This is a genomic window from Microcoleus sp. S13C4 (assembly GCF_036700865.1).
Taxonomy (GTDB): Bacteria; Cyanobacteriota; Cyanobacteriia; order Cyanobacteriales; family Microcoleaceae; genus Microcoleus.
In genome coordinates, this window is record NZ_JAUBPS010000007.1 from 82,707 (window position 1) to 98,832 (window position 16,126).

Consider the following 16,126-nt stretch of genomic DNA (forward strand, 5'->3'; position numbering starts at 1 on the left):
CTGAGTGCGCTTGGCAAGCTTGTCAAATCAGGGCACTCTATGTTAACCAATTATGCTTGCAGAGACAGGACTTACACACAACCTAATTATGTAGGGTGCTCTTCTGCCGCGCACCTTACCGCTATTGACTATCGGCTGGATATTTCTAGTCAAATTCTAGTCACATTGTCTCCAAATTGTATCCAAAAAGGTCATTTGATAGTCATTTCGTAGTCATGTGATAGTCATTTGATAGTCACTTTGAGTCCCGACTCAGCCGTATTCTGGGCAATAAAAAACCTCAAACCGTTGATTTATCCTTGGTTTGAGGTTTTTTATAGAAGTAAGCGGGCAGCGGGAATCGAACCCGCATAGTTAGCTTGGAAGGCTAAAGTTTTACCACTAAACTATGCCCGCGCACAGAAACTAAACATACCACGAGTCTCTGGGGATTGCAATAGGCCTGTGCAAAATTTTTGAAGACCTCCCTCACAGTGGCTCAATAAGGGACTTGCGGCGCGATCGCCCCCTCACCCCGAAAATCCCCGTCTCCCATGCTGGGTAAGGCTTTACGGATGGAAATAATCGTAAATTTGCTGCGCCAGACGCGGGCCAATCCCAGAAACTTCTGCCAACTGTTCGGGAGTCGCTAAACGGAGGTAGTCGATCGACCGAAAATGTGCTAACAATTGTTTTTGTCGGTGGTGTCCCAATCCGGGAATTTCATCAAGGCGCGATCGCTTCATTCTCTCGCTTCTTCGATCGCGGTGAAAACTCACAGCAAACCTGTGCGCCTCATCCCGCACCCGGCGCAATAATTGTACGCCCGGTTGCTCAGAATTAGTTGGCAGTGGCAAAGATTCCCCCGGTAAAAATATCTCCTCTCGCTGCTTTGCCAAACTGACAACGCGCAACTCTTCTAGCAAATTCATTTCCCGCAAAACAGCCACAACTGCTGACAGTTGACCTTTGCCGCCATCTATCATAATTAAGTCTGGTTTGTCGGAAATAGTAGGAGAATCTGAGGATAAATTGCTGAGTTCTTTCTGTTCTTCTAAATCGCTAAATCCATCTTCCCTCTTCCCTCTTTCTTCTTCCTTCAACCCTCGGAATCGGCGACCGATAACTTCTGCTAAACTAGCAAAATCATCTGAATGACCCGATTTAATTTCAGGATTTTTAATTTTGTAATGGCGGTAGTGTTGATTGGCGGGCAAACCGTCAATAAATACGACGCGGGAAGCTACGGCGTCAGAACCTTGAATGTGAGAAATATCGTAACCTTCAATGCGGCGAGGAACTTCTGGCAAATCGAGAATTTCTGCTAAATCTTCCATTGCTTGAGAATTGCGATCACTCAATCTTTGCATTCTCGCCAATTCATACTCAGCATTGCGTTCCACCATCTCAATCAACTCAGCCTTAGTTTGCCGCTGCGGCGTCAAAATCGTAACTTTTCGCCCCTTACGGTTGCTCAACCAATCTGCTAATATTTCCGCTTCTGGCAATTCGTACTGCACAGAAATTTCGCTGGGAATTTCTACGGATTCGACATTTTGATAGTGTTCTTCCAACACCCGCTGCAAAATCGCTCCCGCCTCTACCCCCCCTCGTTCCCCCCCTTGCCAAGGGGGGGAGGAAAGAGAAAGTTGAGATAACTCTTGCCCCTCCTGGGCAACGGGGGGTTGGGGCGGTATTTCCGCCATAAATCCCAATCTTCCAACCAATTGACCTGCACGAATTTGGAACAATTGGACGCAAGCGTGCTGGGTGTCTGCTGCAAGTGCGATCGCATCTCTGGAAACCGTATCGTCGGGCAAAGACACTTTTTGACCCGCACTCAAAGACTGCAAACCCTTAATTTGGTCACGAATGCGCGCCGCCGTTTCAAAGTTTAAATCTTCGGCTGCCTCTTCCATTTGGGGTTCCAGGATGTCGAGTAATTCCTGAGTTCTTCCCTGGAAAATCATCGCTACTTTTTGGATGATTTTATGATATTCCTCCGGCGAAGTTAACCCTTGACAAACGCCGACGCAGCGCCCGATGTCGTAGTTCAAACAAGGACGGTCTTTAAATAGCGGTTGAGGGCGCTGCCGCAGGGGGAAAATCCGTTTAATTAAATGCAGCGTACTCCTCAGTGCCCCTGTATCAACGTAGGGGCCATAGTAGCGGTCTTTTGCACTACCTGCGCGGCGTTTGCGGGTGATAAAAATGCGCGGGTATTCCTCCGACCAAGTTATGCACAAATAAGGATATTTTTTATCATCTTTGAGGAGGACATTAAAGTAAGGTTGGTGCTGTTTTACGAGGTTTGCTTCTAATGCTAAAGCTTCCGCTTCTGTGTCGGTGGCGATGAATTCAATTTCGCGCACTTGCTGCACCATCATCGCGATGCGGGGACTGAGATTTTGGCTTTCGCGGAAGTAGGAACGGACGCGGTTTCGGAGTTTTTTGGATTTGCCGATGTAAAGGATGCGATCGCTCTCATCGCGCATTAAATATACACCAGGAACCGCCGGAATTTCTTTGAGGCGACTTTCTAGGCGTTCCGAGTCTTTAACTAACGGCAGAGTTTTTGTGGATGGCATTGCAAGCTATCTCAGCAAAATAGAGACTGATTGTACACTCTTTTATTTTACCTTAATTGTGCCGATTTTTACTGCTGCTACCGTCGCCAAACCCACCGACTACACTTGAAAATCAGTTACAGTATCTGAGATAAAAACTTGCGAGTGCGTTCTTCCTTCGGATTCTGAAAAAACTCTTCTGGTTGGGCTTCTTCCACTAAAACACCGCCATCCATCAACACAATGCGATCGGCCACTTCGCGCGCAAACCCGACTTCGTGAGTCACCACCACCATTGTAATTCCTGTTTGAGCCAAATTTCGCATTACATCTAACACTTCCCGCACCATCTCCGGGTCTAATGCTGATGTCGGTTCATCAAACAGCATAATTTTAGGCTGCATGGCTAGAGAACGTGCAATAGCGACCCGCTGCTGTTGTCCTCCAGACAACTGTCCGGGATATTTTTTTGCTTGTTCCAAAATCCCCACTCTTTCTAAGAGTTGCATCGCCACTTCTTCAGCTTTTTTCTTCGGCCAGCGTCGCACCCATACTGGCGCTAGCATGACGTTTTGCAAGACTGATAAGTGGGGAAATAGGTTGAATTGCTGAAACACCATTCCTACTTCGCGGCGAATTGTCTCGATGTTGCGTAAGTCGTGGGAAAGTTCGATTCCGTCGATCGTAATTTTACCTTGTTGGTATTCTTCTAATGCGTTGAATGTGCGAATAAACGTCGATTTTCCCGAACCAGAGGGCCCCATCACGACAACCACTTCACCTCGGTTTACGGTCATGCTGACACCTCGCAGTACGTGAAATTGTCCGTACCATTTGTGGACGTTTTCTGCTACGATTACTTGTTCTGGGATTGTGGGTTTAGTTTCCATATTTTTTTATTTTTAAACCGCTGATGAACGCGGATGAACGCAGATTTTTTTTACCTTTGACCTACGCCTAAAGTTCGCTCTATTTTGCGACTTGCTAGGGACATTGAGTAGCAAAATATCCAATAAATGATTCCGACGAATATGTAAACTTCGGCGTATCTACCGATATAGGATGGATTTGCTAAAACTGCGCGGGATATTCCGATTAATTCTAACATTCCGAATAGAGACAGCAGGGATGTATCCATAAATAATCCGATGAATTGACCGCCGATCGCAGGAATGACTATTCGCAGTGCTTGAGGCAGTACAATTAAAATTGTAAGCAGGGGTGTATTTAGCCCGATCGACCTAGCTGCTTCTATTTGTCCCCTAGGCACTGCCTGCAAGCCACCGCGCACGTTTTCTGCCAAGTATGCTGCACTGAATAGAGTTAGTCCAGCAATGGCTCTAATTACTCTATCCAATTTCGGATATTCGGGCGGCAAGAAGAGTTGCAGCATCACTTGACCCAAAAACAAAATGCCAATTAATGGTAAACCGCGAATAATTTCAATGTATAATGTTGATAACAATCTCACAACTGGCAAAGAACTTTGTCTCCCTAGTGCTAGCAATACTCCCAAAGGAAAGGAAAGCACAATACTAATAACTGCTAAAAACAGCGTCAATACTAAACCCCCCCAATCATTTGTGGACACTTCTGTCAAACCTAACCCGCCTTTAATTAACCACAAAACTATTGGGAAGGAAAGAACCCAAATTGCAGGCATCCAGTCCATGATTTTTGGGTGAATTTGCCTTCCGATGGCATAGCTGGCGGCGGCTGCGATAATAATTCCTAAGAGGTAGAGGCGAGAGGTTAGGTCGATCGGCGAAATGACCGCACCCACAACCGCAGCACCGAGTATAATTAGTAAAGGCGGATTCCAAAGACGTTCTTGCCGCTGAATGTTTCCCCAAGTTAATCCTCCCAACAAGGCAATTATGGCCGTTACTATCCACAGCCGCCAGTAGGATTCGCTGGGAAATCTGCCGGCGAAAAATAGCGGCAAGTTCGCTTCTAACACGCGCCATTGAGCTTTTGTTGTTGCCCAAACGATAATTCCTTTAATAGTTTGGAAGGCGACAATTAGGCAAACTACTGTCAGAATGCTGTTGTACCAGGTACTAAATAGGTTTTTGCGCGCCCAATTCCAAGGGGTAGGCGATTCGGTGGCTGGGGGGGGAAGTACAGGTATTGTTTCCATAGATTGTGAGTTGTTATTAATTTCTAATACTGTTAGCTAATATTCCTAAAATTTTATTCACATCTCTCAAGTAATATTCACCTAAATCAATCTCAATAATTTGTTCTTGCAACTTCAGGAATTTCCAGATAGTACCTGTAGTAACAGTCCCATAAATCGCAGGAATTTCGTTGCCTTCACGTTCATTAAATATTCTAGCAGCCAACATTTCTGCTACGCACTGTCCCAATCCGCCATTGATATTTTCCTTCTTGGCTTCTACAATGATGATTATTGGCGCTCTAACAATTAGTAATTCTGGGGAATGACTGATCAGAAAATCGCAATTTCCATTTAATCCTTTTTCAATATCTACTGTAAAGTCTATTCCCGAAAACAAACTAATTTCCAAGTTTAACTGTTTTCTAAGCTCGATCAAAATCGGTGCGATAATCATTTCAGAGCGAGCTTTTTCAGTGTTGCTGCTCAAGGCTAACGGTATATTATCTTTAAGAATTTCGGCAAGTAATGTACTCGACTCTAATTCTGATACAGCAGCGAACATATCCATCTTATCGGAAATCGTTAAATCAAAATTTTTAGTTACTCGGTCTAAGCTAAAGTCACTGTATGCCATTTGACGCGCTATCCTTTTATTGCAATTAAAATGGATTAAATTTCCCCTATTTATCTTTCCTTGATTTGTACAGTTTTATTGTACCAATTCATAAACAGAGAAACTATCAAACTAATTGTTAGGTATGTTACCATGATAATTAACATTGCTTCGATCGCGCGACCGGTCTGATTCAACGTTGGAGAGCCCACCACAAAATAAACGTCGGGATAAGCAACCGCAACCGCTAAACTCGAATTCTTAGCTAAATTCAAATACTGACTCGTTAAAGGCGGCACAATCACCCGCAAAGCTTGCGGCAAAATTACCATCCGCATCATTGTTCCAGACTTCAGCCCCAAAGACTTTCCCGCTTCCCACTGGCCTCTCGATACTGACTGAATTCCGGCCCGGACAATTTCTGCAATGTAACTGCCAGTATACAAGCTGAGTCCTGTCACCAGGGCTGCAAATTCAGGAGTTAATTTTAATCCTCCTTCGAGTTGCAAGGCTGGTGTCAGCCGGGGGAAATCTAGACGAAAAGGCAGGTTTTTGGTGATAATAAAAGCTAAGATTACACTCAGCCCGATCGCACCTAGAGCCCAAAACAACTGTCTTCCCGGCTTAGCTTCTTCCAACATCACCCGCGCCCGCCACATCCACAGCGCCGCCGCCGCCAAAACTCCGACAGTTAGCAAAATCAACCAAATCTCAAAACCCGGCAAAGCCAGAGGCCAAGGTACAGCAATGCCGCGATTTGTCAAGTAAATCGGCCCCCTCATCTGCTGATGGTCTTCGAGTTTTGGCAGGGAAATGAAAACTGCAAAATACCAGAAAAATAATTGCAGCAATAACGGCGTATTTCGCAAAATTTCCACATACAAACCAGCCAAACTCCGCAGCAGCCAATTGTCGGAAAGGCGCGCAATTCCTACCGTCAAACCCGCAACTGTTGCGAAAATAATGCCGAGACCCATCACCCGCACAGAGTTGAGTAAACCGACAAAATAAGCTTGTCTGTAACTGTTTTCGGGACTGTAGGGAATCACGCTTTCGCCGATGTCAAAAGATGCTTGGGAATTGAGAAAATCAAATCCAAACGCAATCCCCAGTTGCGAGTAATTGGCGCTCAGATTGTCCCAGAGAATGGCGATCACAACTATGACTAAAATTAGGGCGATCGCCTGTCCGGCTATTTTCCAGAAGCGATCGTCCCGCAGCAGTTTTGATATATCTTTAAAAAAAGTGGGAAATTTCTGCGATTTGCCCGGTTGAGGTTCTGGGTTCATAACTGTTTAATGTAGAGCACACTATACCTAACTTTAGCCTGCCTAAAATATCTTGTAGGGTACACCTAGCAAGCACCTTAAAAGTCGGGTAAGCGCGGAGTACCTTCCTCTCTAAAATATCTGGTTGGTTAACTGTTAACAGTCAACGGTCAACAGTCAACAGTTAACTAAAATTAACGGAACGGCGGCGAGTAAAGCAAACCGCCATCTTTCCAGAGTCTGTTTTGACCCCGTTCTAACTTGAGTGTACTTTTGGGGCCGAGGTTGCGATCGTACATTTCCCCGTAATTCCCCACTTTCTTAACAACGCGGACGGCGTAGTCGTTGGGGAGTCCCAAACCTTTACCTAAATCTCCTTCTGTTCCTAGCAAACGTTTGACGCTGGGGTCAGTAGTGCTTGCCACTATTTTGTCTACATTTCCTGAATTAATTCCCAAATCTTCAGCTTCAATCGCCGCGAAAATAATCCATCTCACCGCGTCCGACCATTTAGGATCGCCGCTTTTCACCGCTGGGGCTAATGGTTCTTTTGACATCACGATCGGCAAAACAACATTATTCTCGGAATTCGGCAGAGTTGTCCGCTTCGAGACGAGTTGCGATCGATCGGCAGTAACACCTTGACAGCGACCTTCTTGATAGGTAGCAAAGACAGCATTCACATCTTCAAACACCACAGGAGTGTATTTAACTCCTAATCTTCGCATTTGGTCGGACAAATTTTGTTCGGTGCTCGTACCTGTCTGCACGCAGATAGATTTGCCCGCAAAATCTTTTAAACTTTTGATGCCGCTGTCTTTTTTGACCATGATGCTTTGAGAGTCATAAAAGATCACCGGGGCAAATTCCATTCCGGTAGTGCTGTCGCGACTCGCCGTGTAGGTGGTATTTCGGCTGAGAATGTCGATTTCTCCGGCCTGCAAAACTGTAAATCTATCTTTGGCGTTGAGCTTTCGGTACTCGACTTTTTCGGGATCGTCAAATATTGCCGCCGCTACCGCCCTGCACACATCCACATCTAGTCCCGAATATTTGCCCTTTTCGTCTACAAAGCTAAAACCCGGCAGTTCGCCGCTGACGCCACAAATCAGTTTACCGCGACTGACAATTGTATCTATCCGGCTCGAACCTTGTTGCGATTTGCCTTCGGCAGTTGTTGTTGCTGGTGTTTGTCCGATTTTTGCCGATCGATCCCTACAAGACGCCAACGGTGTCACAAATAACACGCTTGCTAGCAGCAGAAATCCCCATTTACGCATAGATTTTAATAGAACGCTTTCCTGACAATCCTACCTTGTAGCTGTCGAGAACTGTGGCGATCTGCGATATACAACAGCCTCCGGCTTCAAATTAGCCATTCTGCATCCGGTGCTGCACTCTGGCCACTGCACCGACTACCCGCCTGTTTTTTTTTGAGCAAGCTGGGAGCCCAGAGTTAGAAACCCGGTTTCTGGCTGGAGGTCTCGTCGTCAAACCCAAGATTTATCCTTGAAACCGGGTTTCTTTTCTGGTATTTCTGCCCAGCGCGAGGAAGCATCGCCCTTCCCTGGAATATTTATCCGATTTTGATTGAATCCGCTCACAGTAGCTCTGGTGCTAGCCGCTGCTCAGCTAAATCGCGGATTAGGGAAAGCCGAGACTGGATGTATTCGTCCAACAAATCTGCTTCTTTGCCATTAAGCGCAGAGTTCGTCTTTAACTGCTTTAGCAGCCACTGTACCAAGGTCGCATCGTCCAAATTGACTAACAGAGTAGCTTGGGTGGTCTCAATTAATGACCAGAGTTGGCGTAACATGACTGGAGTCATAAAACCTCGTTGAGCGTAAATACGCACTTAATGGGCGGGCATAGCGAAAAGCTGGTCTTGGTGTCTCAAGCCGATAGACGAAAAGCACCCTCATGTCGATCGGCTTAATGATTATTTTATATTTGACCACAATAACTTAATACAGTAGTGTCACAAGTTACAACACACAAGATGTTATAAGAGTTCCCAATTCCTTCACATTGAGATAAACATCTTGATAAAAGATTAAAAATCTTTACACGCGATCGTTCGTGGGGGCTGCCAAGAGCTGTCCGCGATCGGGCACTCCTGCCCGGTTCGCGAGAAAATTAATTAAGCTGTGGCGTATAGGACTTACGCATTGACAAAAAACATTATCTATGTATTCTCGCTCCTGCCATCACTGCTAATGTGCGCCAAAATATGCTCGCGGACAACTAAAGTGAACAGATTCCTTTGCACTTCATACCAATTGCTAATTATCTTTTTCGAGCGCATCAACTCCAATTTGATAAATGCGTGAAGTGAGCAAAATATGTGAGTCTCGATCGCGAAGATGTCTATCACCATGAATCGACAAATTCCACATACTTGTTTGAACGCTCTATGAAAGGTTTCAATGCCCCAATGAACATCGTTAATTGTGATAAATTCACTTCGACTTTTCTCTTTAAGCTTGGACGGCTCTGGCAGATATAAAATATAATGTCTAGAGTCTTGTTTTTTAAAGTCTTTACTCAACAACTTTATAAACCCCCAATTATTTTATATGAGTCACTAATCCTTCATCGACCATTTCTAAAGTGCTTACTTGATAATACTTTTGCGGCTCATTTGAGTGAGACAATTCTGTTTTTTTCAATTCCGAAGATAAAACCCAGTTTATGGTTGATTAGAAATTTTAAGTTTTCTACTCCTGAATACCAACTATCTCCCGTTACTATTCTTGGTTTTACTCCCCATTCTCTGATTTCCCTCACCATTTCTCTAAAATAATCGTTTTTGGTTTGACCCTCTCTTTTATCGTGAATTCTGTAATTGATTGGCAATGAATTACCATAAACATCACTATAATATAGCGTGATTAACTTCAATCCAATGATCGGCTTATGGTAACCTGACCAAAAATAGCTAATTTATTCCGTATGTTGAGGTTCACTATACAGCTTTTATATAACTGTATCGTCAACACTTAATATACCTCCTTCTAAGTTAATAACTTTTTCTATCATCGAGAATACATCTTTCGGTTCATATCTCTCTCTAAGCAAAAAGCGATTAATACTATAGCAAGTCTATTTGAGTCATGAATGTAGAACAACCTGAAACGCTTGTGATGATTGAATCGATTGTTTACAAATCAAATGGTTTTGCTATATCATGGGAAACGTCTCCCAATATCTCTGCTAACCTACTGCACCCCCCTCTCCTTGGGTTCTGAGAGTAAAAATAAGGTGTATAGCTCCTTATTGCATTGCGCTGTCGAGGTTTTACTTATTTTTCTGATTGTCCGATACCCGTTAGTAGATGTTCCCTCTTTATCAATTCACTCTTTGGTTATTTTGTCAATGCGTAAGTCCTATGGCTTAATAATCTAGTTATTTATTAATTGCTATAACTGTCTTTGATCGAGTATGTCTCATAAGCAACAAAACCAAAAATCAGAATAGCTAAGACAATGCTGATCCGCCCTGTACCAAAGCCTACTCCACCACTATCCTGAGATTTACCGATCCAATCTGCGAAGGAAGCGCCCAATGGTCTAGTCAGGATATATGCGAGCCAAAAAGCCCCGACCTCATTAAGTCCTGAGCGCCAGTATGCGAACGCTGGTAAAGCAAATAACAAGGCAAACAGTACACCTGATGTGAAGTTCCCCAAACCCCAAGTTGATGCTGTCATATCACCTGCGGCTGTGCCAAGCGCAAATGTAGCCATAACGGTTGCCCAGTAAAATAACTCGCGCCGAAGTGTGTAAATATGATTAATCGATAAAGTCTTCTCGCTCATATACCAAACTGCAAAAATAATACTAAGTACGACGGAAAATCCTACAGTCGATAGGAGATACGAAACACCTAATACAACATGGATAGCATCAGCAGCCATTGTTCCGAATATAGCGACCATAATAATAGCTAACCAATAGACCCAGGGAATATATTTCCGTACTAAAAACTGTATTAGTAAAGCAATCACTAATCCACTTCCCCCCAGAGCGACCGCAAAAATTGGGTTCATCTGATGGGCTAGGTAATCTGAAGTTGTTTCGCCCATTCCCGTAGTCAGCAACTTGATAATCCAGAAAAAGATGGTAACTTCTGGCAGCTTTTTGATCGTGCGATGCTGTGCAGATTGTTCTGTACTGTTTGGTTTTGGCTTCATATCTGGGTGGATTTTAGTTGCGGCTTTACTGAATATACAGCAGTTAGCGAATTTAAATTGTATATTTCAATGGCGTATTCGCCACTCGTCAAATCCTCTCCCCCTCTCCCCTTCTCCCTCTCGAACATAGCAGCAGCTTACTCAGGGGCTAGCCCCTTTTGAACCCGCGCCAGAATTATTTCTAATTCAGCGATGATTTTTGTAGCCCCCTCGAAATCATTTGATTCGGCTCGACTTTGAACCTGATCTGCCATCTCGGGCATTAACCGCACCGCCGCCGTAGCGCTGACACCTTTAATTTGATGAGCCTGGCGGGCCAGTGTCTCCATATCTCCCGAGGCGATCGCCTCCTTAGCAGCTTCTAAATAACTAGCAGTATCCACCACAAAAGTTTGCAGTATTTCCCGCTCAAACTCTAAATCAGCGCCCGAAATTTCGTGCAAACGTGCCATATCGACTACCGATTCGAGATCTGGCTCAGAGTGTGGAAGTTCCTCGCCATTAAACTTGGGAGTTTCAATTTTTAGTTTGGCGGACCAATTTTCTAGTACCGATTTTAACTTTTCAATGGAAATAGGTTTGCTAATATAATCGTCCATGCCCGCCGCCAGACACTTTTCGCGATCGCCCTTCAAAGCATTCGCCGTCATCGCAATCACCACCGTCTTTTGATGCGGCTGAATCTTGCCAGCCGCAGCATTTGCCGCTTCCAGGTGGCGCAATTGCTGCGTCGCTTCGTAACCGTCCAAAACCGGCATCTGACAGTCCATCAACACAATGTCATACTTTTTCAGAGCAACCATAGATAGCGCCTCTGCGCCGTTATTGGCGACATCCGCAGTGCATCCCAAAACTCTGAGTTGATTGAGACCAACTTTTTGATTGATTGGAGTATCTTCAGCTAACAAAATCTTTAAACTTGCTAAGTTCCGGTTGTCAATAGCTGAGGCTCGATTGGACGTTGAATTTGCCCGCGGCTCATCAATCAGCGTCATCGGGGCGATCGCATTCGCCAAGCAATCAAATAGTCGGTGAGCTTTCACAGGTTTAGTTAAATACCCGCTAAAACCGCTATCTACCAAGCGTTTCGCCTCTGCAAGCTGATTCATTGAAGTCAGCACCACCCACTTTGTCTGCTGCATTGACGGGTCAGAAATCCTCAAGCGTTCGAGACTTCCCGCCACCATTTCCGGCAACTGAATATCAACCAAAACGATATCGTAAGGGGAATTAACGCTGACAGCTTTGTACAGAGATGCGATCGTCATCCAACCGTTCTCAACCTCCTCCACCTCCATTCCCCACAAAACAGCCATTCTCACTAGCACTTTTCGCACTGTCGGCTTGTCGCTAGCAATTAACATTTTTCGCCCCGCCAGCACCGTTTCTAAATTCACTTCGCACGCTGTCCCGACAGCAGTTAAATTTTCCTTCACTGTCGGCACAGTAAACCAAAAAGTCGAGCCTTGGCCAGGGGTACTTTCCACACCGATTTGGCCACCCATTAACTCCACCAACTCCTTAGAAATAGCCAGCCCCAAACCTGTACCACCATATTTTCTTGTCGTAGAGGCATCAACTTGAGTAAAAGATTGAAACAGCTTTTTTTTGTCTTCGGGAGCAATCCCAATTCCTGTATCTGTGACTTTAAACAGCAGGAGTATGGAGTCCTTGTTTTCTATTTTTAAGGGTTCGATATTCTCGAAAATTTTCTGATTATCGCTGGCTGCCAATAACCCAGGATTACTAGCATTAGCCACCTCAATTACCACTTCTCCTGCTTCTGTAAACTTAATAGCATTGTTAATCAAATTAGTGAGTATTTGCCGCAACCGCGCTGCATCACCTTTAATTTGCAGCGGCACGTCGCTGTCAATCAGTGCCACCACTTCTATACCTTTTTCTTGTGCGGGAGTTGCCAACAAATCCAGCACTTCATTCACACAGATACTGAGGTTAAATTCTAGTATTTCTAAGCGCATTTCTCCGGCTTCCAGTTTGGAGAGATCCAGAATATCGTTAATGATGGAGAGTAAATTTTGACCGCTGAGTTTCAGCGTCTGTACAAAGTCAACCTGTTCTGGAGTAAGATTCGTTTTCAGCAGCAAATCAGTCATCCCCATCACTCCATTCATCGGAGTACGGATTTCGTGACTCATATTTGCTAAAAATAACGACTTCATTCGAGACGCTTCTAGGGCTGCTTCTCGGGCCTGCTGCGCTTGTTCAAAAAGAGTAGATTGCTGAATGGCGATCGCCAATTGCACGCTCAACCTTCCCAGCAAATCCACCTCAGAATCAGTCCAAACGCGCGGAGATCTGCACTGATGGGCAATCAGCAATCCCCACAACCGATTTTGACTCGTTTCCAAACTATTTCCTGCCGACCCCATTCCCGTTGCCGGCGAATATTCGGCTGCCAAATCCTGACTTTCATCACCTATGAAAATTGGTACCACTAAATTAGCCCTTACCTGCAAACTCGCCAGTAAATCTCGGTGTGTTTCACTCAAACTGGCCGTATAAATATCTGCCATTGCTTGAATTTTCCCGGTGCTGTACAGGGATACATAATTTTCCCCAAAGGATGTCATTGGAACTTCTCTTCCCAGCAGTGGCATCCAATCATCCCCTACAGATTCCACAACAACAAGCGCTGTTTCCTCGGACTCAAAACGATAAATTACTGTGCGGTCAGTTGCCAGCAACTGTCGCACTTCTTGTACAGCAGTGCTCAGAGTTTGAGTCAGGTTGAGAGATTGCCGGACTCGCTGGGCGATCGCCGAAACCAGCCGTTCTTGTTCTGCTTGTTCTCGCAGCATTCTCTCAGCTTGCTTGCGTTCGGTGACATCGCGAATTACCGCAGCAAAGCACAGCGGTTCGGTGGTTTGAGGGTGCTTGACCAGAAAAGCATTCATCACAACATCAATGGGGTGTCCGTTGCCCAAGTGCTGCATTTGACCTTCGCCTTGCCACTGGCCCTGACTGATAATTGTTGGTAAAATCTCTTGACTGAATTTCTGTTGAAAATAGGGTCCAATATAATCCCATATCTCCGTATAAAGCACTGCCGAAAGATTCTCTACACCCACCAGTTTTCGTCCGGCTTCGTTGACAAACAGTGTTTTGCCTTTCAGAGTAGCCATACCGATAAAATCGCTGCTGTTTTCAATCAGCGACACAAATTTTTGCCGTTCTTCTTCTCCTTTTTTGCGTTCGGTAATGTCGCGCTTGACGCAGACATGACAAATTACATCGTCGGCGTTGTTAATCACAGAGTATGCCGCAACGTCGATCGCCAGCGTCTGGCCTTTTTTAGTGGAGTTAGTAATTTCGCCCCGAAAACTTCCTGTTTTCGCTAAACTTTGGGCAATTGCCGAAAAACGCTCCCCGGCAACCAGCGGCGAAGCTTCTGCTTCTAACTCCGCGTCTGTGTATTCTAGAAGCGTTTGGTGAGCAAGATTTTGTTCGAGGAAAAACCCGTCTGCATCGATAATGACGATCGCATCATTGGAGTTTAAAAATATTTCTCGGTAAAGCTTTAGTTTTTCCTCAGCTCGCTTGCGTTCGGTGATGTCTCTTTTGACAGTTACGTAACACACTACATCCCCAGCATCATTGAGAACCGCAAAAGCCGAAAGCTCGACCTCAACTGTTCCCATTTGCCCAGCCTTAATACAAGTCATTTCGCCTCGGTAACTCCCGGAAGAGGCCAAGCTTTGCAGCACCGACGCAAATGTCTGTTCTCCCATGTTAGTGGCAGGCGTTTTTCCCCACAATTTTGACGCGCTGTGACCCAGCAAAGCCGTGTGAGCTTGATTTGTTTCTAAGTAATAGCCTTGGGGGTCTAAGATCGCGATCGCATCGTTGGATTTCAAAAAGATTTGTTGATAAAGTTGCAGCTTGCGTTCAGCTTGTTTCCGGGCGCTAATATCCGTGAACAAGCCGTAGTAAACTATCTCTCCCGATGCTTGGAATTCTGGCTGGGAAGCTCCTTGCACCCATTTAAGTTTTCCCGACGGAGTGACAATTCTTCCTTCCCACCGCCAAGGCTGCAAATTTTCAGCAGAAAGCGTGACAGAGTTGAGAAAATCATCTCGATCTTCGGGATGAATCATCTCAACAATTACATTAAAATCCTGCTGAGCAGCCTCTGGTTCTATTTCATACAATTCTCGGCAGCCCGCGCTCACAAACGAGAAAGCCATCGAGCCGTCTGGATGCAAGTCAATTTGATATACCGTACCCGGTACGCTAGCAGTAATTTTTTGCAGTTTGGCTTGGCTTTGATTCCTGGCTTCATCTGTGGCCTGCAATTGACCAATCTCTCTAGAAAAACCCAAAACCCCAAATATATTACCCTCTGCATCGCATAGCGGCACTTTTTGCGTATCAAAGATGTGCTGTTTGCCACCTTCAAAGACGATCGCCTGGTAGGGATTGCGAACCCTCTCCCCAGCCAGCACAGCTCGATCTTCCTCACGGATGCCCCTAATTGAGTTGTTGCGCTCGCCAAATACTAATTCGGCTGAAAACCCTAATTCAATATCATCTTTGCCGATAATTTCCTCAACATTTTTTCCCACATATTCAGCAAAACTTTGATTGACAAAAATGTATCTAAAGTTTCTATCTTTCGCAAAAACTCTATCCGGCGCCTCGTCAATTACAGCCCGCAACAATAGTTCTTGACTTTCCGAATCCAGAGCAAAATAATTTTGAAATTTATCCTTGACACTGGTCGTTGGACGCGCTAAAGCTATTAACTGTTTTGCACAAATTTGAGCTACAGTGTGAAGCAAACCAAGGTGCTCCCAATTAAAAGCAGTAGCCTGCTGTGCACCAATGAAAAATACTCCCAACAATTCTTCACTTTCATCCGGGTTTGCTGGTGCCATCAAGACCGACTGAAACTCAGCAATTGGTGGAGGAGCGATATTGTGCGCCCAGTCCCGATTGCCAGCAAGCCATTGAGCGCGAGCAGCTTGCAAGCGCCCTTCAATTTCGGCTCTGGTGCTAGCACTTAACGGCTGTAGGTGTTGCAGATATAGTCGATCGTCCGGTAACGTCAAAATGGCGATCGCCGCGCCAGGAATCAGGCGATCGAGATGTGCCAGACACGCCGACCAAATTTCATCAGCACTGAGAGCGGCTTGAACTTTTGCCGTAAGTTCGTTGAGAACTTGCAGTTCCAAGGTACGCTGGCGGACTTGTGCTTTGAGGCTGGCGGCTAGGATTTGCATAGTGCTCACCAAACTGGTTTGCTTATATTATAATTATTGATTTTTAAACTTTTTCAAATAATGATCTTAAAATACATCCGCCGAAAAGACAACTTTTTTATATTTAAATTACCTTCAACCGATTAAAAAAAAGCGTGCGATC

The 16,126-nt window shown here is 45.0% G+C and carries 9 protein-coding genes, 1 tRNA gene and 1 pseudogene; all 11 read right to left on the reverse strand.

The window, feature by feature from the left end:
* Window positions 1-325: 325 nt before the first annotated feature.
* A tRNA-Gly gene (locus tag QT996_RS05375) sits at window positions 326-396 on the reverse strand.
* 152 nt (window positions 397-548) lie between these two features.
* On the reverse strand, window positions 549-2,567 hold the full coding sequence (gene uvrC / locus QT996_RS05380) for an excinuclease ABC subunit UvrC (protein WP_333045079.1): 2,019 nt from the start codon (window positions 2,565-2,567) through the stop codon (window positions 549-551).
* 116 nt (window positions 2,568-2,683) lie between these two features.
* On the reverse strand, window positions 2,684-3,436 hold the full coding sequence (locus QT996_RS05385) for an amino acid ABC transporter ATP-binding protein (RefSeq protein WP_333045080.1): 753 nt from the start codon (window positions 3,434-3,436) through the stop codon (window positions 2,684-2,686).
* A 50-nt stretch (window positions 3,437-3,486) separates the two neighbouring features.
* A complete protein-coding gene (locus QT996_RS05390; RefSeq protein ID WP_333045082.1) occupies window positions 3,487-4,686 on the reverse strand; it encodes an amino acid ABC transporter permease in 1,200 nt (399 codons plus the stop codon).
* Between the two features lie 16 nt (window positions 4,687-4,702).
* Complete coding sequence (locus QT996_RS05395; RefSeq protein ID WP_333045084.1) at window positions 4,703-5,302, reverse strand: hypothetical protein; 600 nt, start codon at window positions 5,300-5,302, stop codon at window positions 4,703-4,705.
* A 50-nt stretch (window positions 5,303-5,352) separates the two neighbouring features.
* Window positions 5,353-6,570 (reverse strand): ABC transporter permease subunit, encoded by a 1,218-nt coding sequence (locus QT996_RS05400; RefSeq protein WP_333045085.1) that lies wholly within the window; start codon window positions 6,568-6,570, stop codon window positions 5,353-5,355.
* Between the two features lie 173 nt (window positions 6,571-6,743).
* Window positions 6,744-7,829: an amino acid ABC transporter substrate-binding protein gene (locus tag QT996_RS05405; protein WP_333045086.1), complete on the reverse strand. Its 1,086-nt coding sequence runs from the start codon at window positions 7,827-7,829 to the stop codon at window positions 6,744-6,746.
* A 320-nt stretch (window positions 7,830-8,149) separates the two neighbouring features.
* Entirely contained in the window at window positions 8,150-8,377 is a 228-nt protein-coding gene (locus tag QT996_RS05410) for a hypothetical protein (RefSeq protein ID WP_015178453.1), read from the reverse strand.
* Window positions 8,378-8,734: 357 nt separating this feature from the next.
* Window positions 8,735-9,863 (reverse strand): annotated as a pseudogene (locus QT996_RS05415) (IS701 family transposase).
* A 98-nt stretch (window positions 9,864-9,961) separates the two neighbouring features.
* A complete protein-coding gene (locus tag QT996_RS05420; RefSeq protein WP_333045087.1) occupies window positions 9,962-10,741 on the reverse strand; it encodes a hypothetical protein in 780 nt (259 codons plus the stop codon).
* Window positions 10,742-10,878: 137 nt separating this feature from the next.
* Window positions 10,879-15,984 (reverse strand): PAS domain S-box protein, encoded by a 5,106-nt coding sequence (locus QT996_RS05425; RefSeq protein WP_333045088.1) that lies wholly within the window; start codon window positions 15,982-15,984, stop codon window positions 10,879-10,881.
* Window positions 15,985-16,126: the final 142 nt, after the last annotated feature.